This window comes from Streptomyces sp. NPDC057010 (assembly GCF_042673805.1).
Lineage (GTDB): Bacteria > Actinomycetota > Actinomycetes > Streptomycetales > Streptomycetaceae > Streptomyces.
Genome location: NZ_JBHUSC010000002.1, coordinates 36,762 through 54,961 on the forward strand (window position 1 = coordinate 36,762; position 18,200 = coordinate 54,961).

At 69.5% G+C, this 18,200-nt stretch carries 20 protein-coding genes, 1 tRNA gene and 1 pseudogene; 9 read left to right on the forward strand and 13 right to left on the reverse strand.

Annotation, left to right across the window (positions count from 1 at the left end):
* Nucleotides 1-291: hypothetical protein (locus ACFTXQ_RS02675; RefSeq protein WP_382635184.1), on the forward strand; the 291-nt coding region annotated here is incomplete at its 5' end.
* A 70-nt stretch (nucleotides 292-361) separates the two neighbouring features.
* Here ACFTXQ_RS02675 and ACFTXQ_RS02680 read toward each other — a convergent pair.
* On the reverse strand, nucleotides 362-1,336 hold the full coding sequence (locus tag ACFTXQ_RS02680) for a hypothetical protein (protein WP_382635186.1): 975 nt from the start codon (nucleotides 1,334-1,336) through the stop codon (nucleotides 362-364).
* A 263-nt stretch (nucleotides 1,337-1,599) separates the two neighbouring features.
* On the opposite strand from ACFTXQ_RS02680, the gene ACFTXQ_RS02685 reads away from it, so the two are divergent.
* Complete coding sequence (locus ACFTXQ_RS02685; RefSeq protein WP_382635188.1) at nucleotides 1,600-2,526, forward strand: Yip1 family protein; 927 nt, start codon at nucleotides 1,600-1,602, stop codon at nucleotides 2,524-2,526.
* Nucleotides 2,527-2,604: 78 nt separating this feature from the next.
* On the opposite strand, the gene ACFTXQ_RS02690 is transcribed toward ACFTXQ_RS02685, so the two are convergent.
* From ACFTXQ_RS02690 to ACFTXQ_RS02700, 3 genes are all read right to left on the reverse strand, one after another.
* On the reverse strand, nucleotides 2,605-3,105 hold the full coding sequence (locus tag ACFTXQ_RS02690) for a phosphoribosyltransferase (protein WP_326588922.1): 501 nt from the start codon (nucleotides 3,103-3,105) through the stop codon (nucleotides 2,605-2,607).
* Nucleotides 3,102-3,689, reverse strand: a complete 588-nt coding sequence (gene dcd / locus ACFTXQ_RS02695; RefSeq protein WP_272259275.1) for a dCTP deaminase — start codon at nucleotides 3,687-3,689, stop codon at nucleotides 3,102-3,104. Before dcd ends, ACFTXQ_RS02690 begins: the two co-directional genes overlap by 4 nt.
* Before the next feature lie 74 nt (nucleotides 3,690-3,763).
* The gene (locus ACFTXQ_RS02700; protein ID WP_382635190.1) at nucleotides 3,764-3,976 is read right to left on the reverse strand and encodes a hypothetical protein; all 213 of its coding nucleotides are present in this window, start codon (nucleotides 3,974-3,976) and stop codon (nucleotides 3,764-3,766) included.
* A gap of 179 nt (nucleotides 3,977-4,155) precedes the next feature.
* On the opposite strand from ACFTXQ_RS02700, the gene ACFTXQ_RS02705 reads away from it, so the two are divergent.
* The 3 genes from ACFTXQ_RS02705 (at nucleotide 4,156) to ACFTXQ_RS02715 (ending at nucleotide 5,683) form a co-directional block, all read left to right on the forward strand.
* Nucleotides 4,156-4,226: transfer RNA gene (locus ACFTXQ_RS02705), tRNA-Gly, on the forward strand.
* Between the two features lie 453 nt (nucleotides 4,227-4,679).
* Nucleotides 4,680-4,982 (forward strand): hypothetical protein, encoded by a 303-nt coding sequence (locus ACFTXQ_RS02710; RefSeq protein WP_382635192.1) that lies wholly within the window; start codon nucleotides 4,680-4,682, stop codon nucleotides 4,980-4,982.
* Entirely contained in the window at nucleotides 4,979-5,683 is a 705-nt protein-coding gene (locus tag ACFTXQ_RS02715) for a restriction endonuclease (protein WP_382635194.1), read from the forward strand. The genes ACFTXQ_RS02710 and ACFTXQ_RS02715 overlap by 4 nt, the downstream gene beginning before the upstream one ends.
* A 164-nt stretch (nucleotides 5,684-5,847) precedes the next feature.
* Here the strand turns inward: ACFTXQ_RS02715 and ACFTXQ_RS02720 are convergent, their stop codons facing one another.
* The 3 genes and pseudogenes from ACFTXQ_RS02720 to ACFTXQ_RS02730 all read right to left on the reverse strand — a co-directional run.
* Nucleotides 5,848-6,285: a hypothetical protein gene (locus ACFTXQ_RS02720; RefSeq protein ID WP_382635196.1), complete on the reverse strand. Its 438-nt coding sequence runs from the start codon at nucleotides 6,283-6,285 to the stop codon at nucleotides 5,848-5,850.
* Nucleotides 6,286-6,314: 29 nt separating this feature from the next.
* Nucleotides 6,315-7,853, reverse strand: coding sequence for a restriction endonuclease fold toxin-2 domain-containing protein (locus ACFTXQ_RS02725; protein ID WP_382635198.1), 1,539 nt, complete (start codon nucleotides 7,851-7,853; stop codon nucleotides 6,315-6,317).
* Between the two features lie 99 nt (nucleotides 7,854-7,952).
* Nucleotides 7,953-8,186, reverse strand: a pseudogene (locus ACFTXQ_RS02730) (site-specific integrase); the annotation flags it as partial.
* On the opposite strand from ACFTXQ_RS02730, the gene ACFTXQ_RS02735 reads away from it, so the two are divergent.
* Both ACFTXQ_RS02735 and ACFTXQ_RS02740 read left to right on the forward strand, forming a co-directional pair.
* Nucleotides 8,157-8,339, forward strand: coding sequence for a hypothetical protein (locus ACFTXQ_RS02735; RefSeq protein WP_382635794.1), 183 nt, complete (start codon nucleotides 8,157-8,159; stop codon nucleotides 8,337-8,339). The pseudogene ACFTXQ_RS02730 and the gene ACFTXQ_RS02735 overlap by 30 nt on opposite strands.
* 209 nt (nucleotides 8,340-8,548) lie before the next feature.
* Entirely contained in the window at nucleotides 8,549-8,968 is a 420-nt protein-coding gene (locus tag ACFTXQ_RS02740) for a hypothetical protein (RefSeq protein ID WP_382635200.1), read from the forward strand.
* Between the two features lie 366 nt (nucleotides 8,969-9,334).
* Here the strand turns inward: ACFTXQ_RS02740 and ACFTXQ_RS02745 are convergent, their stop codons facing one another.
* From ACFTXQ_RS02745 to ACFTXQ_RS02765, 5 genes are all read right to left on the reverse strand, one after another.
* On the reverse strand, nucleotides 9,335-10,024 hold the full coding sequence (locus ACFTXQ_RS02745) for a response regulator (RefSeq protein WP_382635201.1): 690 nt from the start codon (nucleotides 10,022-10,024) through the stop codon (nucleotides 9,335-9,337).
* Nucleotides 10,021-11,202 carry a sensor histidine kinase gene (locus tag ACFTXQ_RS02750; RefSeq protein WP_382635203.1) on the reverse strand — a complete coding sequence of 394 codons (1,182 nt, stop codon included), beginning with the start codon at nucleotides 11,200-11,202 and terminating at the stop codon, nucleotides 10,021-10,023. The genes ACFTXQ_RS02745 and ACFTXQ_RS02750 overlap by 4 nt, the downstream gene beginning before the upstream one ends.
* Nucleotides 11,203-11,218: 16 nt before the next feature.
* Nucleotides 11,219-13,381, reverse strand: coding sequence for an MMPL family transporter (locus tag ACFTXQ_RS02755; protein ID WP_382635205.1), 2,163 nt, complete (start codon nucleotides 13,379-13,381; stop codon nucleotides 11,219-11,221).
* A gap of 523 nt (nucleotides 13,382-13,904) precedes the next feature.
* Entirely contained in the window at nucleotides 13,905-14,354 is a 450-nt protein-coding gene (locus tag ACFTXQ_RS02760) for a hypothetical protein (protein WP_382635207.1), read from the reverse strand.
* 763 nt (nucleotides 14,355-15,117) lie between these two features.
* Nucleotides 15,118-15,753: a TetR/AcrR family transcriptional regulator gene (locus tag ACFTXQ_RS02765; RefSeq protein ID WP_382635209.1), complete on the reverse strand. Its 636-nt coding sequence runs from the start codon at nucleotides 15,751-15,753 to the stop codon at nucleotides 15,118-15,120.
* Nucleotides 15,754-15,881: 128 nt separating this feature from the next.
* Here ACFTXQ_RS02765 and ACFTXQ_RS02770 point away from each other — a divergent pair, with 128 nt between their 5' ends.
* Nucleotides 15,882-16,823: an alpha/beta fold hydrolase gene (locus ACFTXQ_RS02770; protein WP_382635211.1), complete on the forward strand. Its 942-nt coding sequence runs from the start codon at nucleotides 15,882-15,884 to the stop codon at nucleotides 16,821-16,823.
* A gap of 34 nt (nucleotides 16,824-16,857) precedes the next feature.
* Here the strand turns inward: ACFTXQ_RS02770 and ACFTXQ_RS02775 are convergent, their stop codons facing one another.
* Complete coding sequence (locus tag ACFTXQ_RS02775; RefSeq protein WP_382635213.1) at nucleotides 16,858-17,112, reverse strand: hypothetical protein; 255 nt, start codon at nucleotides 17,110-17,112, stop codon at nucleotides 16,858-16,860.
* A gap of 118 nt (nucleotides 17,113-17,230) precedes the next feature.
* On the opposite strand from ACFTXQ_RS02775, the gene ACFTXQ_RS02780 reads away from it, so the two are divergent.
* A complete protein-coding gene (locus tag ACFTXQ_RS02780; RefSeq protein ID WP_382635215.1) occupies nucleotides 17,231-18,172 on the forward strand; it encodes an ATP-binding cassette domain-containing protein in 942 nt (313 codons plus the stop codon).
* Nucleotides 18,173-18,200: the final 28 nt, after the last annotated feature.

Here is an 18,200-nt window from a genome sequence, read left to right on the forward strand (position 1 = left end):
GACTGGCGCTGCTCATGGCGGCCCTCCGTACGGCGAGGTCGTACGGCGGAGGCCGCCGCGGAGCCGGAGGCGGAGGCCGCCGCCGAGGCGCAGGCCGCCGCGAAGCCGGAGGCGGAGGCCGCCGCCGAGGCGCAGGCCGCCGCGAAGCCGGAGGCGGAGGTCGCCGCCGAGGCGCAGGCCGCCGAGGCGGAGCCCGAGCCTGCCGCCGAGGCCGCGCCGGAGGCGGACGCCGAGGCGGCGTCGGAGCCGTCGGCCAAGGCCGGCGAGGCCGGGGCCGAGAGCGCCAAGTAGTCCGTACCGCACCGGAACGGCCGGTCCCCCGCTCGGGGGGCCGGCCGTTCCGGCGTTCGGGGCCCGGCCGTCAGGCCTGGCCGGAGCCGGAGGTGCGGTTGCCGCGCAGCACGGCGAAGCCCAGCCCCGCCGCACCCACCGCGGCCATGCCGCCGCCCGCGGCGAGCAGCACCGGGGTGTCGCCCTTCGGCGGGGTGACCCCCTCCGCGCCGGCCTTCACGCCGCCCTTCGGCACGACCCGGTCGGCGACCGGCTTCTTCGGCTGCTCCTTCGGGCCCACCGTGTACTTCTCGATCAGCCGGCCGTCGAAGCCGTACACCCAGCTGCTCCCGCCGCCCTTGCCGTCGATGACGACGAACTTCACGCGCTTGCCGTCCCGGACGAGCTTGTACGTCCAGCCGTCGTTCAGCGTGCTCGGACGCTTCAGGTCGATCGTGCCGAGGGCGTACCCGTTCGGCATGGAGATCTCGACCCGCTTGCCGTTCGGGCCGTCGACCAGCTTGGCGATCCGCCCGTCGGGCATGGTGATCCGGACCGAGCTCTCCTTCTTGACCTCCGGCTTGACCGGCGGCTTCGGCTTGTCCGCGCCCTCCATCCACGAGGTCACGGTGCCGTTCGGATGGAGCACGACGTGCAGGCCGTTGTTCTGCCCGTACGCGGCCCCTCCGCCCGTGCTGACGAGCGTGTCCAGCTTGGTGGAGCCGGCGAAGATGTCGGCCTCGAAGTGGTTGTCGGCGATCTTGTAGACCTTGGCGACGGACCCGTCCGCCAGCTTCACCGTGGTGACGTACGCGCGAACGCCGTGGCCCGGCTTGACCGGCGGCTTGACGGGCGGGGTCGTCGGCGGCACGGACGGGTCGACCTCGGGCTTGACCGGCGGCTCGACCGACGGGTCCACCGACGGCTGCTCGACACCGGGCAGCACCTGCGGCTCCGGCACGGTCGGGGAGTCCGCGAAGGCGGACCCGACCGGAACGGCCAGGACGGCGGCCGCACCGGCGACGACGGCTGCGGTACGGAGGGTGGTACGGCGGGTGCTGCGCATGACGGGGCTCATCTCGTGCTGTGCGGTGGCGGGGTGGCTACGGATACGAAGCTACGGACCCGATATGTGCGTAATCCGTAGGGAACGTAACGAAGAGCCCCAGACTCCGGCACAACCACGTAAACCGGACTCGACCCGCCCATCGCCCCGGGGTGGGGACAACCCCCCGGGGTTCCCCTAGGGGATGTCACAGGTCAGCCGCAAAGGCCACGAATCCGGCCGCCCGGCCACCGGGCCCCGCCGGAGCAGGTACTTTCGATCACGTGGCTGGATTCAGGATCGGACGGGGCCGGGACAACAACCGCACCCCGCAACAACCCCCGCGGCAGCAGCCGTACGGACAGCAGCAACCGCCGCAGGCGCCGTACGGGCAGCAGCCCTACCCTCCCGCAGGCCCGCCCCCGCAGCAGCAGTGGCCGCAGCAGGGCGCCGGTGGCCACGGTGAGCCCGAGTACTTCGACCCGTACGGTCAGCAGCAGCACGCGCCGCAGCCCCCGTACGGCCACGGAGGCGGCGCGGGCCCCGGAGGCCACGGGAGCTACACCAACGACAACAACCCGGGCCACACTCAGGTCTTCGCCGTCGGCGAGGACCCGTACGGCCAGGGCGCGACCTACCAGGCGGGCGCGGCGGCGGCCGCCCCGGCCGGCCCGCGGCTGCCGTGGAAGGAGCTGCTCCGCGGCATCGTGACGCGGCCGGGTCAGACCTTCCTCCAGATGCGCGACCACTCCGTCTGGGGGCCGGCGCTGACCGTGACCTTCCTCTACGGGCTGCTGGCGGTCTTCGGCCTCGACGACGCCCGCAAGGACGTCATCAACGCGACCCTCTCGAAGGCCGTCCCGATCGTCCTGTCGGCCGGCGTGGCCTTCCTCATCTGCGGCCTGCTCCTGGGCGCGGTCACGCACACCCTGGCCCGCCAGCTGGGCGGCGACGGGGCCTGGCAGCCGACCGTGGGCCTGTCGATGCTGGTCATGTCGCTGACGGACGCCCCGCGCCTGGTCTTCGCCGTGTTCCTGGGCGGCGACAACGGACTCGTCCAGGTCCTGGGCTGGGCCACCTGGGTCGCGGCCGGCTTCCTCTTCACCTCGCTGATCGCGAAGTCCCACGACCTGCCGTGGCCGAAGGCGCTGGGCGCCTCCGCGATCCAGCTGATCGCCCTGCTGTCGATCATCAAGCTGGGCACGATCTAGGCGCCTGCCGCCCCGCCGACACGGAAAGGCCCGCCGCGCAACACCGCGCGGCGGGCCTTTCCATGCATGCCGGGGGGCTCAGGCGTCGAGGACCTGGCCCTCACGCTTCACGACGGGCGGCTCGACGGACCACGGGAAGTTGATCCACTCGTCGGTCTTCTTCCACACGTACTCGCACTTCACGAGGGAGTGGGACTTCTCGTAGATGACGGCGGACCGCACCTCGGCGACGTGACCCAGGCAGAAGTCGTGGACGAGCTTCAGCGTCTTCCCGGTGTCGGCCACGTCATCGGCGATGAGGACCTTCTTGTCGGTGAAGTCGATGGCCTCGGGCACGGGTGCCAGCATGACCGGCATCTCCAGGGTGGTGCCCACACCCGTGTAGAACTCGACGTTCACCAGGTGGATGTTCTTGCAGTCGAGCGCGTACGCCAGGCCGCCGGCCACGAACACCCCGCCCCGGGCGATGCTCAGGATGATGTCGGGCTCGTAGCCGTCGTCGGCGATGGTCTGCGCGAGCTCCCGCACAGCCCGCCCGAACCCCTCGTAGTCGAGGTTCTCTCGTACTCCGTCACTCATGCTTCGTGCCTCACCTGGGTGCGGTGGAAGTTCTGGAAGGAGCGCGAGGCGGTCGGGCCGCGCTGCCCCTGGTACCGGGACCCGTACCGCTCGCTGCCGTACGGGAACTCCGCGGGCGAGCTGAGGCGGAACATGCACAGCTGCCCGATCTTCATGCCCGGCCAGAGCTTGATCGGCAGCGTGGCGAGGTTCGACAGCTCCAGGGTCACGTGCCCGGAGAACCCCGGGTCGATGAACCCCGCGGTCGAATGGGTCACCAGCCCCAGCCGGCCGAGACTGGACTTCCCCTCCAGTCTGGAGGCGATGTCGTCGGGCAGCGAGATGACCTCGTACGTGGAGGCGAGCACGAACTCACCGGGGTGCAGGATGAAGGCCTCGTCCCCCTCCGGCTCCACCATCCGGGTCAGGTCGGACTGCTCGACCGCGGGGTCGATGTGCGCGTACCGGTGGTTCTCGAAGACCCGGAAGAACCGGTCGAGACGCACATCGATGCTGGAGGGCTGCACCATCGACTCCTCGAACGGGTCGATGCGAACCCGTCCGCTGTCGATCTCGGCCCGGATGTCTTTGTCAGAGAGAAGCACGTCCCGAGGATACGCAGAGCGCGCGGGCCACCCCCAATCGAGAGCGGCGCCCGCGCGCCCGTCCGCTGTCTGCGCTACCGCTTGACCGCCGGCCCCACGGGCACGGCCTGCCGCAGCCGCGCGCACCGCGGACACCGCAGCAGCCGCCCGGGGCCGATCCGGCCGGCACCGAGGTGCTGCAGCGGGAAGGAGGCGGTATTGAATACGTGCCCTTCGGCACAACGGACGACGGTGTGCTCCATCGAGTCCCTTTCCCCAACGAGCGATACTGCGACGAATCGCCACATTAGGGGATGATCGGGACCTGCTCCAGCCGCCGCTCCGCACCCACACGGTACGCCCCAACTCCCGCACCCACACGCCCCGGTGCACCCCGCACACAACAACGACCCCGCGGCAAATTCACCGGGGGTCGATCATGAGGTAGAGTGAGCAACGATACGGATCCAGGCATCTGGACGACCGTGCGGATGTAGTTTAATGGTAGAACATGAGCTTCCCAAGCTTATAGCGCGGGTTCGATTCCCGTCATCCGCTCTTGATAGAAGGCCCAGGTCAGCGACCTGGGCCTTCGTCATTGTCTAGACCTCCCGAGGCCTGTCATGCCCTCCACGTGCCCCAACTCCGGCGAACGCCCTGGCCGGAGGCCCTTTGGCGCACCACATGCACCACGCGGGCAGATTGCTGTCTCGGATTGCGAGACGCATTGCAAGTGATCCGCGTCACAATCCAGCGCGGATTCACGCATTCACCATCCAAAAGGCAGCAGCCAACCGCCGCCCCAGGAGCGTCAGTTAATGAAGCCGGACCGAGCGCCCGCCCGCCGCGCCGCACGCCAGGGGCGGACCAGGCCCGACCCCGAGGGCAGGGCCCGGCGATTCAGTAGATGATCACGAATAGCGACCAACTGGTGACCTGTTGTCAGTGGCGAGTGCTTTCATGGGTCGGTTACGCAGGGAGGCGTAACGCGACTGTGAGGGGGATGCATCTGTGCCCTGGATCAATGACTACGTGCGGTCGGACGGAACCCCGGTCAAAGGACACGTCCGGCTCCCGGCCGGCGCACGACGCGAGACCACACTGCTGGGCCTGTTCGTGATCGGAGCGTTCATCCTCGGCAACGGCACCACGACCGCGGGGGCGGGTGTCGGGACCGGGCAAGAGTTACCCCGGCCGCAGTCGACGGTGGTCTACCCGATCAAGTGGCCGGCCTGGGAGAAGCGGACGCAGCCCCAGCCGACACCCACTGTCTCCTACCCCATCGTCTTCCCCAGCACGGGAAGCGAACGGTGACCCGGCGCCCGCCCGTGAGGCGGCGCAGGCGCAGTGGACCCACGCGTCGCCGCAGGAACTCGGGCTCGGAAGGCTTGGTCTTCCTCGGGCTCGTTGGACTGGCGGCCGTCAGCCTGATCGCGGCGCTCCTTAACTGGCTGGCCGCCCGCCCATGGCTCGTGGCCCTCCTACTCCTGGCCGCAGCCGGCGCAGGCGGCTGCTGGCTACTGCGACGACAGGAGGTAGCCCGCTGGGAACAGGTGCGTGCCCAGGGCCTGCGCTACGCCGTCGAGCACCTCGACAGCCTCCACCACAACGACTTCGAGTTCGCCGTCCGGGACCTCATGCACCGCGACGGCTGCACCGATGCGATGAAGGTGGGCGGACGGGGTGACAACGGAGCAGACGTAAAGGCCACCGACCCCTACGGCCGCCGCTGGGTGATCCAGTGCAAGCACCGCAAGGCCGGCTGGTCCGGATCCGCGGTCGGCACCCCCGACCTCCAGGTCCTCAACGGCACCGGCCGCCAGATACACGGCGGCGACGTCCTCGTCATGCTCACTAACGGCCGCTTCTCCAAGCCCGCCCTCGACTTCGCCAAGTCCCAGCGCCTCCACCTCGTCGACCGCCACCTCCTCGCCCAGTGGGCCACCGGATCCCGCCCCCTGTGGGAACTCCTCCACTCCGTCCCACCACCCCGCAAGCCTGCCTCCCTCTCCTGACCACAGGGAGAGGGACAGCGCGATCGCCTCGACAGGCCGGGGCGTGGATACACCGATGGGGCCAGGCACGGCGTGCCTGGCCCCATCACGGGGACCTCCCGGGCGGTCTCGGGGACCAGCGTCCTCTCGTACGCGGCGGCGACTGCTGCATCGCCACGGTGCGCTCATTCCAGGCCGGTGGCTTCGAGGTGGGCAAGGAAGGCAGCGATAAGCCGGGGCCGTGTCACTTCGGGAACAGTGGCGTCAGGCAGATCCTCTTCCAGCCCCCACGCGGTGTTGAACGTCATCGCCACACCTTCCGGGACGACGTGCTCCCGGAGCCAGCCGACGAAGTTCGCAGCCGCCTGGGCGGTGGAGTCGAGGATCGAGATGCCTTCCGGCTGGACGCGTGCGTACCCTTCGAGCTCTTCGCCGTCGAGGGTGATGCCGTAATGCATGGCCGAGCCTCGGATCTGCCCGCCCTCCTGGATCCGGATGAACTCGTCCGGATCGCGCTCCAGGAGCCTGGCCTTCAAGCTGTCATAGGTCAGTCCCCAGGTCTGCCCCTCTATGGGGGTGAAGACGTACATGGTGCGCAGTTCGGCGAGCTGGGACGCGTCCACGGGTGTACTCCTTGGCGGTGCAGGGTGGGTCAGGGAACGTAGCGGGCATAGCCCTTGACGCCGTATGCCGCCATCATCACGCGCCAGTAGGCGACGGAGTCGGGATTGTTGGTGACCGTCTCCACTCCGCGCATCTCGGTGTTGCGGGGGTCGTTCAGTGCGGCAGCGTACTTCTGCAGCTCGTTCCGGTCGGGGTCGAAGAGGAACTCCTTCTTGCCTGTCTGGTGATTGGCGCGGAGTTCATCGAGTGACCGGTAGCACTTCTTGCCCGGGTTGTTGACGTATTTGGCCTCAACGGCCATCCCGTCGCTGTCGCGGAAGCCGTCGACCATCAGCGTGGTGCCCTTGCCGGTGCCGGGGGCAATAGGGACTTCGTACTCGGGATAGCCGGCCACGCGCAATTGATAGGCGACCTCGGCGGGCCTGCCGCCCGAGACGTCGCCCGCACGCAACGAGTTCAGCCAGGTCTGGAAGTTCTGCTGCTGCGGTGGCGTGAGGGGAGGGAACCGCGGGTTGGGCGGCGTCGGTGGCACTATCGGCTGGACCCGAGGCCCATTCGCGGGGCGGTACGCCACCGGGACAAGGAGGGGCGTACGGACGAGGGGCGCCAGGAAAGGCGGCAGCGATGGCAGGAAGCCGCCGCCTTCGGGCTGTGGCATGGGGACGCGGGCCCGCGAGCTGTCCATGGCGGGCGGGATCTTGCCCAGACTCGCGATGCGCATGTCGCCGGAGACCAGCTCGTGCAGCCCGCCGTCATGGCCGTCGCCGCCAAAGCGGGCGCGGTCCCAGGGGAGCAAGGTGTCACCCATGATGGGATTCGACTGTTCGGGGATGCGCTTCGATGCCGTTTCCACGTGGTCCGCGTACGCCTCACACGCGTTGGCGATCATGCGGCAGGCGGTGGGGAGGTTCGCCATCAGAGTCTCTTCGCCACCCACTTCGCTGGGTGGCGGCGTCTTTCCCACGAACAGGTTGAAGAACTGCTCCACCGCGGTCGCCGTCTCGCCCTGTTGGTTGGCGGTTGCGGTCTTCCATGCTGTCCCTGAATCCCAGTAGGCGTCTTCAAGGACCTTGGCGGCCGAATTCCAGACAGCTGCTGTCTTGCGCAGCTTGTCGCGTTGCCCGTGGAAGCGTTTGTCGAGCAGGTACTGGTCGGTCCAGCTCGTCTCGCCGACGACCTCGGGAAGGTCCTCGGCCTTGTGACTGGCACGTGGGTTGCAGTCCGGGCCGGACGGCTGCGGGCCGATACCGGGGGCGGCCGGGCTCTGATCGAGGAACGACGCAGCGATCTCACTGTTCTGCCGGACGAAGTCCTCGGCGGCCTTGAGAAGGGTACCGGCTCCGTTCGCCATGACTTGGTGCGCGCGGCCCGCCGAGGCAAACACGGTCGCCACCGCCGGCTTGTACACAGCAGCGAAAGCCCGCCCGGCGCCGTCGTCCCCCGCCATCCCACCATGCTGGCTCAGCTCGGTGAAGAGCAGGCCCACCATGTCGTAGATGAGGTCCCGGAGATCCACCATGGACCATGACGCGTTGACGAAGTTCTCTGTCCGGTGTTCCAGCTCCAAGGCTCCCCCTCCTGGTGCCTGACGGCTCTGGAACCGTACACGTGTGCTCTGCCCAGCCCCTGGCGCCGGGATGGGTTTCCGCCATCCCGGCCCAGATCATCAGGCTTCGCGGACCTGCCTCGGCGAGGGCTTCGCCTTGTCACGGGCTGCTCGGACCCGCGCGTCGATGCCCCCTGCGACCTCCTGCTGACGTTCGTCGTCGGAGTGCTGGTAGACCATCGCGGCCTTCTCCGAGGACTGGCCCGCGCGGACCATCGTGTCCTTGAGCGTCGCGCCGGACTGCGTCGACAGGGTGTGGCCCGTGTGGCGCAGGTCGTAGCCCCGGAAGCCTTGCAGCAGTTCCTCGCCCCGTTCATGGAGCAGCTCACCACGAAGAACCTCGGCAATGCCGTCGAGCTCATGACCGAGGGCGAGAGGGTCGAATTCGAGCGGCTGCTTGGCCTCATGATCGAGCCCCCTCGCCGCTTCACCGCGTACACCTTCTGACCAACGCTGCCCGCCGGGGCCAACGCATTTCAGCGTTGGCCCCGGCGGCATGTACGCATGTTCGTGCGGCTAGACCTGCGCACTCCTGGCCTCTCGCCGCCGCGCCACGTAGCGGAGCAGGGCCCAGATCGCGGAAGTTCGCTTTCCTCCGCGATCAGTACCGGGACTGCCTTCACCGCGCGGGCTTCAAGTACACGCTCCACTTCGAGATGGTGGACGAAGGCGGACGGCTTCTGTACTTGATCTTCGGCACCAAGAACGACAAGGGTCTGGAGAAGATGAAGGACGCCATGTGGGGAGTCGACCCCAACCACGGCGTCCGCTACCGCGACCCCAAGGACCCCGACCAGCAGCAGCTTGAACTGGAGTGGGACCCGGACACCGCAGCACTGCGCCGGATCCTTCGAGAGCACGTCGCTGCCGCACCCGAGGGCCTGACGATCACAGAACTCCAGCGATTCACGCTCCTCGAAACCGTGTACCGGCCAGCCCAGGTGATCAGTTCGGTCCGTCAGCTGCGCGACTCCAAGGCTGTCGCCACAGACACCACTCGCGTCACACGCACGACGCTCGTGCTCCCGCCTCAGGCCAAGTCCAGTCAACCGCCGGAGCAGGACGGGTTGTGGTGAGATGACCACCGCGTACTTGCGGGAGCAATCCGACTCCAAGCACAGCCTTCAGGGATGACGGCTCGCAGGGGACCGGACCGATCCGATCACCGCTGGATGCGCCACCGCGACGGGCGTGCCCCCACCGTGCCCTTGAAGGCGGTCAACAGCGGTCAGAATCGGGGCACGGAGAGCCCGCGAAACCTGCTCGCTCGGTCCTGTTTACGCAGGTCAGAAGCCTTTTCGATGCGTTCCGCGCAGTACATTCCCAAGCTTATAGCGCGGGTTCGATTCCCGTCATCCGCTCTTGAAATAAGGCCCAGGTCAGCGACCTGGGCCTTATTCATTGTGGCCCCACCCGTCGCGGGGCCGGCGCCGCCATCGCGCTCAGTCTCCGGGAACGACGAGCCCCGACTCGTACGCCACGATCACGAGCTGCGCCCGATCGCGTACCCCCAACTTCCCCATGATCCTGCTCACATGGGTCTTCGCCGTGAGGGGACTCAGGGCCAGCAGGTCGGCGATCTCGGTGTTGTTGAGGCCCCGCGCCACGAGGGTGAGGACTTCCCGTTCCCGCGCGGAGAGCGGGTCGAGGACGGTGGGGGTCGGGGTGGGGTCGGGGGTGCGCAGGACCCGGGCGATCAGTCGGGCCGTCGGACCCGGTGAGAGGAGCGATTCGCCACCGGCCACCGTGCGGATGGCGGCCAGGAGGTCGGCCGGCCTGGTGTCCTTCACGAGGAAGCCCGAGGCCCCGGACCGTAGCGCTTCGACGACGTTCTCATCGGTGTCGTACGTCGTGAGGACCAGGACCTTCACCCCTGCCAGGTCTTCGGCGGAAGCGATGAGCCGGGTCGCCTCGATGCCGTCGGTGACCGGCATCCTGATGTCCATGACGACCACGTCGGCCCGCTCGGAGTGGGCGAGTTCCACGGCTTCGCGTCCGTTGCCCGCCTGTCCGACGACCGCCATGTCGGGAGCCGACTCGATGAGCATCGCGAAGGCGGACCGTACGAGTGTCTGGTCGTCGGCGAGCAGCACCCGGATGACGCGGTCGTGCCCGGCGGGTGGTGTGGTCACGCGGATGCCTCCAGGGAATGGGGTGCGATCGGCAGACTCGCCGCGACTTCGAAGCCACCGCCGGAGCGGGGGCCCGTCCGCAACGTCCCGCGGACGCTGCGGGCCCGCTCGCCCATGCCGATGATGCCGAAACCCGGGGCGGGGGAGTCCGGTCCAGGGCCTCTGCCGTCGTCACTGACGGTGACCAGGAGAGACCCGTCAGCCGCCGCCACCCGGACCTGGACGGTGGTGTCGGGGCCCGCGTGGCGGACTGCGTTGGTCAGCGACTCCTGGACGATCCGATAGGCGGCGGCCCCTACGGCCGGCGGGACGTGGACCCCATCGGTGTCCAGGGTGAGTTCCGCCTCGGCCGCACGGACCAGGTCGGGCAGCCCGGCGAGGTCCGGCAGCGGCCCGCGCTCGTCGGCACGGAGCACGGTCAAGGTGGTACGGAGCTCCGCGCGTGCCTCCCGGCAGGTGTCGGCGATGGAGTCCAGCGCCTCGGCGATCGCCGCCCGGTCGAGCCGGTCCGGGTCGACGGCGAGGACATGGGCGGCGACCGAGGTGCGGACACCGATCAGCGTGATGCTGTGGGCCAGCAGGTCGTGCAGGTCGCGAGCGATCCGCAGACGCTCCTCCGCGATCTTGCGGTCGGCGTCCTGTCCGGCCCGGGCGCGCTCCTCGGCCAGGTACCTGCGGTAGTTGCGGACGGCGACGCCGAGTACGAGGGCCGCCACCAGCCAGCCGGAGGTGCGCAGTACGTCCAGGGCGCGGTGGACGCCGTTGGACGACATGGCGGTCACCGCGAAGCCCACGACGCACGCGCCGACCGTCACCGTCCGGCGGACGGTGCCGGTGACGGCCATGGTGTACAGGGCGAGCATGCCGGCCGGCACGGGGGCGGCGTGGGCGTTGTCGAGCAGTTGGTACGGGGCGATGCAGGCGACCACCGCGATCAGCACCCCGAGCGGATGGCGCCGCCGCCACACCAGGAGCAGGGTCCAGCAGGCCAGCAGCGTCCAGCCCGGTGCGTCCGGCCTCAGCGCGGTGTCGGCGTACGCCATGACCGCGGAGAGGGTTCCGACACCGGCCGCGATCACCGCGTCGTTCCGCGTCCGGTGCGGGGCCGCCAGGGGGTCCTGGTGCAGTACGCGCAGCACGTGCTCGGCCCCGCTCGGAGGTTCCTTCACTTCTGCCATCCGGACATCGTCGCTCTCATCTGCGATCGCCGACCAGTGCCGGGGTGGGCCCGGCAACGAGGGTCGAGGTGCCGGAGGCCCGGCCCGGCCACCACACCCTGCGGCCGAGCAGCACACTGGCGCTGGTCACCAAGTACGTGCGGACCAGGAAGGTGTCCAAGATCACCCCGATCGCGACGACCGTGCCCATCTCGACGAACATCACCAGTGGCAGCGAGGCGAGCACCGCGAAGGTCGCCGCCAGGACGATCCCGGCCGAGGCGATCACTCCGCCGGTGCTGCGGAGCGCGATCAGCGCGGCTTGCCTCGGCTCGGCGCCGCCCCGGGTCTCCTCACGGGTTCGGTGCATCAGGAAGATGCCGTAGTCGACGCCGAGGGCGACCAGGAAGACGAAGGTCAGCAGAGGCAGCCCCGGATCGACGCCGGTGAAGCCGAACAGCGGGCCGAAAACCAGTCCGCCGATGCCCAGCGCCGCGCCCCACACCAGCACGACGGCGGCGACCAGGAGCAGCGGGGCGACCAGGCTGCGCAGCAACAGGATGAGGACGAGCAGCACCGCGGCCAGGACCAGCGGGATGACGATCAGGCGGTCGTGGGAGTTGGTGGTGGCCAGGTCGAGTTGCCGGGCGCTGGCGCCGCCCACGTGCGCACCGTCGAGTTCGGCCCGCAGCCGTTCGATGGTTGCGGTCTCCCCCGCGGACTCCGGTGTGGAGCCGGCGGTGACGGCGATCTCGGTCCAGCCTCCGCCGCTGCGGCCCCGCTCGGCGCTCGCGACACCTTCGACGGACCTGGCCACGGCGAGAATCCGGTCGGCGGCGTCGGTGGGCGCCATGACCTCGATGGGCCGACTGCTGCGATCCGGGAAGGCCTTGGCCAGTGCTCCCATGGCAGCGATCGACTCGGGCTTGCTGGTGAAGCTGTCCTCCCTCTTGAGGGCGCCGGGCAGGTTGAGCACTCCGAGCGCCAGCGCGCCGAGCAGTACGACTCCCGTCACGAGCACGGCGACCGGCCGCTTGCCCGCCGAACTCCCCATCGCGGCGAAGACGTTCGGTCCACGCTGCTTGGGTTCGCTGCCGTAAACGGGAATCAGTGGCCAGAACACCCGCCGTCCGAGCAGCACCAGGACCGCCGGCAGCAGCGTCATCATCGCGACCAGCGCGCACAGCACGCCCACCGCTCCGACCGGGCCGAGGCCACGGATGTTGTTGAGGTCGGCGGCGAGCAGACAGGCCAACCCCGCCACGACGGTCCCACAGGAGGCCAGCACGGCCGGCCCGCAACCGTGCAGCGCGGTGCGCATCGCATCGTACGGAAGCGGCGTGCGGCGGAGTTCGTCACGGTAGCGGGCTACGAGCAGCAGTGCGTAGTCGGTGCCGGCGCCGAACACCAGGACCGTCATGATCCCGGCGCTCTGGCTGGTCACGGTGAGGCCGAAGCCGGAGGCAAGCCCGTACACGGCGGCCCGCGCGCAGACGGCCCCCGCCCCGACCACCACCAGCGGCACCAGCCAGAGCACCGGGCTGCGGTAGGTGAGGATCAGGAGCAGGGCCACCACCAGGCCGGTCGCCAGCATCAGCGTCCCGTCGATGGAGCCGAACACCTCCTTGGCATCGGCTTCGACAGCGCTGTCGCCGCCGACCCACACGGCCAGCCCGTCGGTGCCGCGCGCGTGGGCCCGTACGTCCTCGACGAAGGCCTTCTTCGCGGCGTCGTCCGTGCCGGGCGCGGCCGTGGACACCGCGTACATGAGAGTGGTGCCGTCTGCGGATGGAACGCCGGGCCCTCGGAGGGTCGCGCCGAAGTCCCGGGGATCCTTCGACGTGGCAAGCAAGGCAGGGGACTTGGCGGAGCCGGTATCCGTGGTACCCGCCGGGACCGTGACCGCCGCGATCTGCCGTTCGGCGGCGTCCCGGTCGGCGGCGGTCAGCCCGCCGTCGCGGTGGTAGACGAGCAGCACGCTGGTCGCCTCGCCACCGGGCAGCTCCTCCTGGAGCCTGGCCACCTGCGTCGAGTCGGCGCCCGACGGCAGATAGTCCGCCGCCCGGTCACGCTGGACGTCCGCGAGCCTGCCCGCGAACGACCCTGCGACGGCGATCACGATCACCCACAGCGCCAGTACGCCCCACGGAACCGCCCGGCGGCGTCGCCCTGTTCGCGCTGTTCGCCCTGTCTGCCCCATCTCGGGCCCCTCCGCATGGACTCGGACCGGCGGCCCCGATGGCCCGCCCGGTTGCATCCAGCGTCCCGTCTTCGACGCGCCGCCCCGTCACACCGACGCAGGAGATCACGCCTACTCCCCCGGGTGTCCCGGACCCTCCCGTACTCCCCCGGGAGTAACGCTGCGCGTCATCGCGGGGGAGCGCGCCTGCTGCTGTCCCGGGCGGACGGCGTCGCCTCCTGCGCCAACAGGGCGTTCCCGGCGTGCCATAACGTGCCAGTGGGGGCGGTAACCAGCGGTCAACAGGGGGCGCGCCGAAGCAACCGCAACGGCACCACCAGCACGCCGCATCCACCATCTCGTCGAGGCGGCGGCGCATCGGACTTGGCCTCGCCGGGCGCGCTTCCCTGCTGGTAACCATGCTCGGCCTGACCACCGTGATGCAGTGGAAAGCGTCGGCCGCGAGACGCTGTCCACCTACACCGGCCCCATGCAGCCTGTTTCCTTCTCCCGTATCGCTCTACTACGACCGGAGAAATGATCCTTACGCCGTTCGGTTCGACGCGGGTCCAGAGATTGGGATTCGCGGATCGTCGATGTCGACCGCGATCTCGACCCCCGAGGTGGAACTAAAGGTAGCGATGTTTCCGGACAGCTGAATCCGATCAAATGGATTGGATTCCATAAAGAACATTGCCCAGACCAACGCACGGTCAACGGTCAAACGTGCAACGAACCCCTCCGAACCGTACGAACCCTCGCCGCCCCACAGCAGGCCCCTATCTCCCAGGTCGACAGCGGCAAGCCCATCGACCGAAGACACCCAGGACGGATCGCCTGCCAGCATCTCATTGAGATCGAAGGGGGCGAGCACCGTGAAACCCATCGGTGCGGCGCGGTCGAGGGCGACATCGTAAGAGTGCCCGTCGGCGTAGTGAAGTGCGTCCTTGATGGGAAGCTCAAAGTCTTCCCACAGGCCCTCGATCGTGGTCATCTATTCTTACACTTCCCGTTGCGCACGTGCTCTGGCCTCTCCTGGAGCCCAGTCGGGGGAACTGGCCCACCTAGTTCATTTCTGTTCCGCGAAGAATTCATGCGCCTCTTGAATTGGTCCGCCCAGGTCCGTCCGGTCGTCGAATCAGGGTGAACTGCGTTCGGGTCGACGCGCTCGATGATTACCGGCCTACCCACTTCGCGCGCCGCGTCAAGCCTTCGGTTGTCGTACGACACCAGCTGACGAGTTGATGTCTTCGGGGTTGGCCCTCTGTTCCATTCCGGCAACCCGTGTGGGCGTCGCCGGCGGACCGCCAACGGACTGCGCGCGGCCATACGGGCCTCACCATCGGGCGCTATGAAGCGGGACACGACCGTCAAAAACCGGAATACATTGGGCAACACCCGCCACCTACAACCTCGTTGGGTGAGAGGTGGCACACCGCCGACCCACGTGAGGACGTCTCGGGCACCCTCACCAGGTCGGTGGATCCCGCTTCCCCATGCCCGTAACGACGGACGAAGGAGGACGAGATCACGCCTGCTCCGATGACTTGAACCGATGCCGCTTGCACTCGCAAAGTAACCTCGCCGACGTCTCCGGCGAGGTCAGCGAGAGGCGAGCCGGGCGCTCCGAGAGGCGCTTCGTACCGCGTACGTTGACCCACCGGTCTCGGGAGGCCGGTTGCCTGGTGCTACCCCCGGGCCGCACCCTCGGAAACAGCTGTGGCACTCAGCCGACGTTCATGGTGCCTCGCGGCACGTCAGTTTGATGCCGCTCCCCGTGCGGGCGTGGCGGCAGGGGTGAAGATACGGTCCAGGTGATGGCCGAGCACCGCGATCGCCGACTCCGGGCTCCGCTGGCCCACGAGGATGCTGGTGCCCATGGTCGCCGCCATCGCGAGCAGGCTGATCGCCTCGGTGCGCGCGTCGGCGTCCGGGTCGGCCAGGCCGGCCCCCTGCGCCTGCGCGAGGAGTCCGGTCATGGCGTTCTCCGCGGCGTCGGGGTTGTCGATGAAGGGCTGGGCGGCCAGCGCCTGGTCGGTCACCGACAGGATCGCGTACGAGCTGTACAGCAGGTGGAAGGTGCGGCTCTCGTCGTCGGTCGGCAGCGAGGCCAGCAGGAGGGCTTCGATGGTCGCGCGCGGGCCGGGGTCCGGGCCGACGGCGGCCAGGCGGGAGCCCACCCGCGCCGTGAAACGGCCGGTCAGGTGCTGGAGTCCGTAGAAGAGCAGCTTCTCCTTGGTCTCGAAGTAGTACTGCACCAGCCGCAGCGACACCCCGGCCTCCGCGGCCACGTCGCGCATGCCGACGGCATGCAGCCCGCGCCGCCCCGCGACCCGGATGAGCGCCTCGGCGATCTGGGCGCGCCGCTCCTCGTGATCCACACGCTTCGGCATGTTCCCGTGTCTCCGCCCGTCGATGGGGGCTCGCGCTCCGCTGCCCCCGAACACCTTCATGATACCGATGTACCACATTGGTGGTACGGTCGTACCACGAAGAATGGATCTTCCCAGGAGGTGCCGCCGTGCCCGAGAACACCGCCCGCGTACGCCGCGATGTCGGCCGCTACGTCAGCGACGCCCTGCGCGACCGCTACTTCGCCGCCGCCGACGTCCTCTTCGCGATGGGCGCGCCGGTCCGCTCCGAGACGGACGTGGAGACGAGCTTCGGCACCACCCACGTCTACCGGTACGGTCCCGCGGACCCCGCCGCCGAGTCCCGGACACCGATCGTCCTGATCCACGGCGCCGGTTACGGCTCGGCCATGTGGTACCCCAACACCCCCGGGCTCAGCCTCGACCGCCCCGTCTACGCCCTCGACACCCCCGGCGACGCGAACCGCAGCATCCACCGCGAGCCCATGTGGCAGCCCGAGCGCGCCGCCCAGTGGATGGACGAGGCCCTCGACGCCCTCGGACTGGACCGGGTCCACCTCGTCGGCTCCTCCTACGGCGGCTGGCTCGTCCTCAACCAGGCCCACCGGCGGCCCGGCCGGCTCGCCTCGGTCACCGCCCTCGACCCCGGCGGCCTGGAGAAGGTCGGCCTGCGCTTCTTCGCCTGGGTCTTCGTGAGCCTCTTCGCCACCTTCGCCCCGAAGGCGCTGCGTCCCCGGCTCGCCAAGTGGCTGGACCAGCCGGTGATCGCCGTCCCCGAGATGCGCACGTGGATCCAGCTGGGCGCCCGCGCGTACCGGATCCGCCGCCCCGCACCCCTGCCGCTCGCCGAGGACGCGCTGCGATCCATCCGGACCCCGCTCTACGTCGTCATGGGCAAGCACAGCCTGCTCGTGCACCCCAAGCGCCAGCTGGAACGCGTACCGCGCCTCGTCCCGGGAGCCCGCGCCGAGATCATCACCGCGACCGGCCACGGCCCGCAGATCGACCACCCCGACGTGGTCAACGCCCGGATGCTGAGCTTCATGGAGGACGTCGACTCCCTCGACCCCGCCACGGTCGGCGGCGCGTAGGGCTACGACAGGGAGCAACGCCGCCAGCGTGCGTTCAGTCCAGGCCGAGGGCTTCGAGGTGGGCGAAGAACGTCGCGACCAGCCGAGGGCCTGTGACGTCAGGGACCGGCTCGTCCGGAGCGTCCTCCTCAATGCCCCAGCCGGTGTTGAAGGTCACGGCCTTGTCCTGAGGCACGACCTGGTCCCGGAGCCAGACGACGAAGTTCGCCGCTTCTTGCGCGGTGCACTTCTTCACCGCCACCCCACCCGAGCGGGAGCCCTTCGCCGAGCAGGTCGGGGAACGGGCCATGGCCTGCCGTCCGATCGGCCTGACAGGGGGTGGTGTGCGTTGTCAGGGGGCTGTCAGCGGGGGGCGGCATCGTCAGGGGCGTCGAGAACGGCGGGGACCTGACGAGGAGTTGTGGGACATGGGGTACGCGATCCGGGCCGAGGGGCTGGTCAAGAAGTACGGCGGCTTCACCGCGCTGGACGGGGTCGACCTGGAGGTTCCGGCCGGCAAGGTCGTCGGGGTCCTGGGGCCCAACGGGGCCGGGAAGACCACCACCGTGCGCATTCTGGCGACGCTGATGCGGCCCGACGGCGGGCACGCCACCGTCGGGGGGCACGACGTCGTCAAGGACCCGGTCAGGGTGCGGCAGCTGATCGGGCTCACCGGGCAGTACGCCTCCGTGGACGAGACCCTGTCCGGCGCCGAGAACCTGGTGCTCATCGGGCGGCTGCTCGGCCTGTCCCGGCGCGATGCGAAGGCGCGGGCCGCCGGGCTGCTGGAGGACTTCTCCCTCGCCGAGGCGGCCAGCAAGCCGATCGCCACCTTCTCCGGCGGCATGCGGCGGCGGCTGGACCTGGCCGCCTCGCTGGTCGGCCGGCCCCAGGTGCTCTTCCTGGACGAGCCCACCACCGGCCTGGACCCGCACGCCCGGCAGGAAGTCTGGGACGTCGTCCGGGACTTGGTGGACGGCGGGTCCACCGTGCTGCTCACCACCCAGTACCTGGAGGAGGCCGACCAGCTCGCCGACTCCATCACCGTCTTCGACAAGGGCCGCAAGGTCGCCGAAGGCCGGCCCGGTGAGCTCAAGCGCCGTGTCGGCGGGCAGATCCTCCAGGTCCGGCCCACCGTGGCCGCCGATGTGCCGCTGGTCGCCGGGATGCTGGCCGAGCTGACCGGGCACGCCCCCGCCCAGGACTCCGGCGTACTGACCGTGCCGGCCGACGACCCGCTGGTCGTCGCCGCGGTCGCCCGCCGCCTGGACGGCGCCGGCATCACCGCCGACGAACTCGGCCTGCGGCTGCCCAGCCTGGACGAGGTCTTCCTCGCCCTGACCACCGAAAACCAGCCCGTCGCCGCCTGAGCCCCTGACTCTCCCGAGAGGACCCCGT

What these genes read in the sequence shown, in the direction of transcription:
- ACFTXQ_RS02760 (WP_382635207.1), bottom strand. Translation starts at nt 14,354, where the DNA reads ATGACCACGATCGAGGGCCTGTGGGAAGACTTTGAGCTTCCCATCAAG.
- ACFTXQ_RS02765 (WP_382635209.1), bottom strand. Translation starts at nt 15,753, where the DNA reads ATGCCGAAGCGTGTGGATCACGAGGAGCGGCGCGCCCAGATCGCCGAG.
- ACFTXQ_RS02700 (WP_382635190.1), bottom strand. Translation starts at nt 3,976, where the DNA reads ATGTGGCGATTCGTCGCAGTATCGCTCGTTGGGGAAAGGGACTCGATG.
- ACFTXQ_RS02690 (WP_326588922.1), bottom strand. Translation starts at nt 3,105, where the DNA reads ATGAGTGACGGAGTACGAGAGAACCTCGACTACGAGGGGTTCGGGCGG.
- ACFTXQ_RS02775 (WP_382635213.1), bottom strand. Translation starts at nt 17,112, where the DNA reads ATGGCCCGTTCCCCGACCTGCTCGGCGAAGGGCTCCCGCTCGGGTGGG.
- ACFTXQ_RS02740 (WP_382635200.1), top strand. Translation starts at nt 8,549, where the DNA reads ATGGTGGACGAAGGCGGACGGCTTCTGTACTTGATCTTCGGCACCAAG.
- ACFTXQ_RS02755 (WP_382635205.1), bottom strand. Translation starts at nt 13,381, where the DNA reads ATGGGGCAGACAGGGCGAACAGCGCGAACAGGGCGACGCCGCCGGGCG.
- ACFTXQ_RS02750 (WP_382635203.1), bottom strand. Translation starts at nt 11,202, where the DNA reads ATGGCAGAAGTGAAGGAACCTCCGAGCGGGGCCGAGCACGTGCTGCGC.
- ACFTXQ_RS02780 (WP_382635215.1), top strand. Translation starts at nt 17,231, where the DNA reads ATGGGGTACGCGATCCGGGCCGAGGGGCTGGTCAAGAAGTACGGCGGC.
- ACFTXQ_RS02680 (WP_382635186.1), bottom strand. Translation starts at nt 1,336, where the DNA reads ATGCGCAGCACCCGCCGTACCACCCTCCGTACCGCAGCCGTCGTCGCC.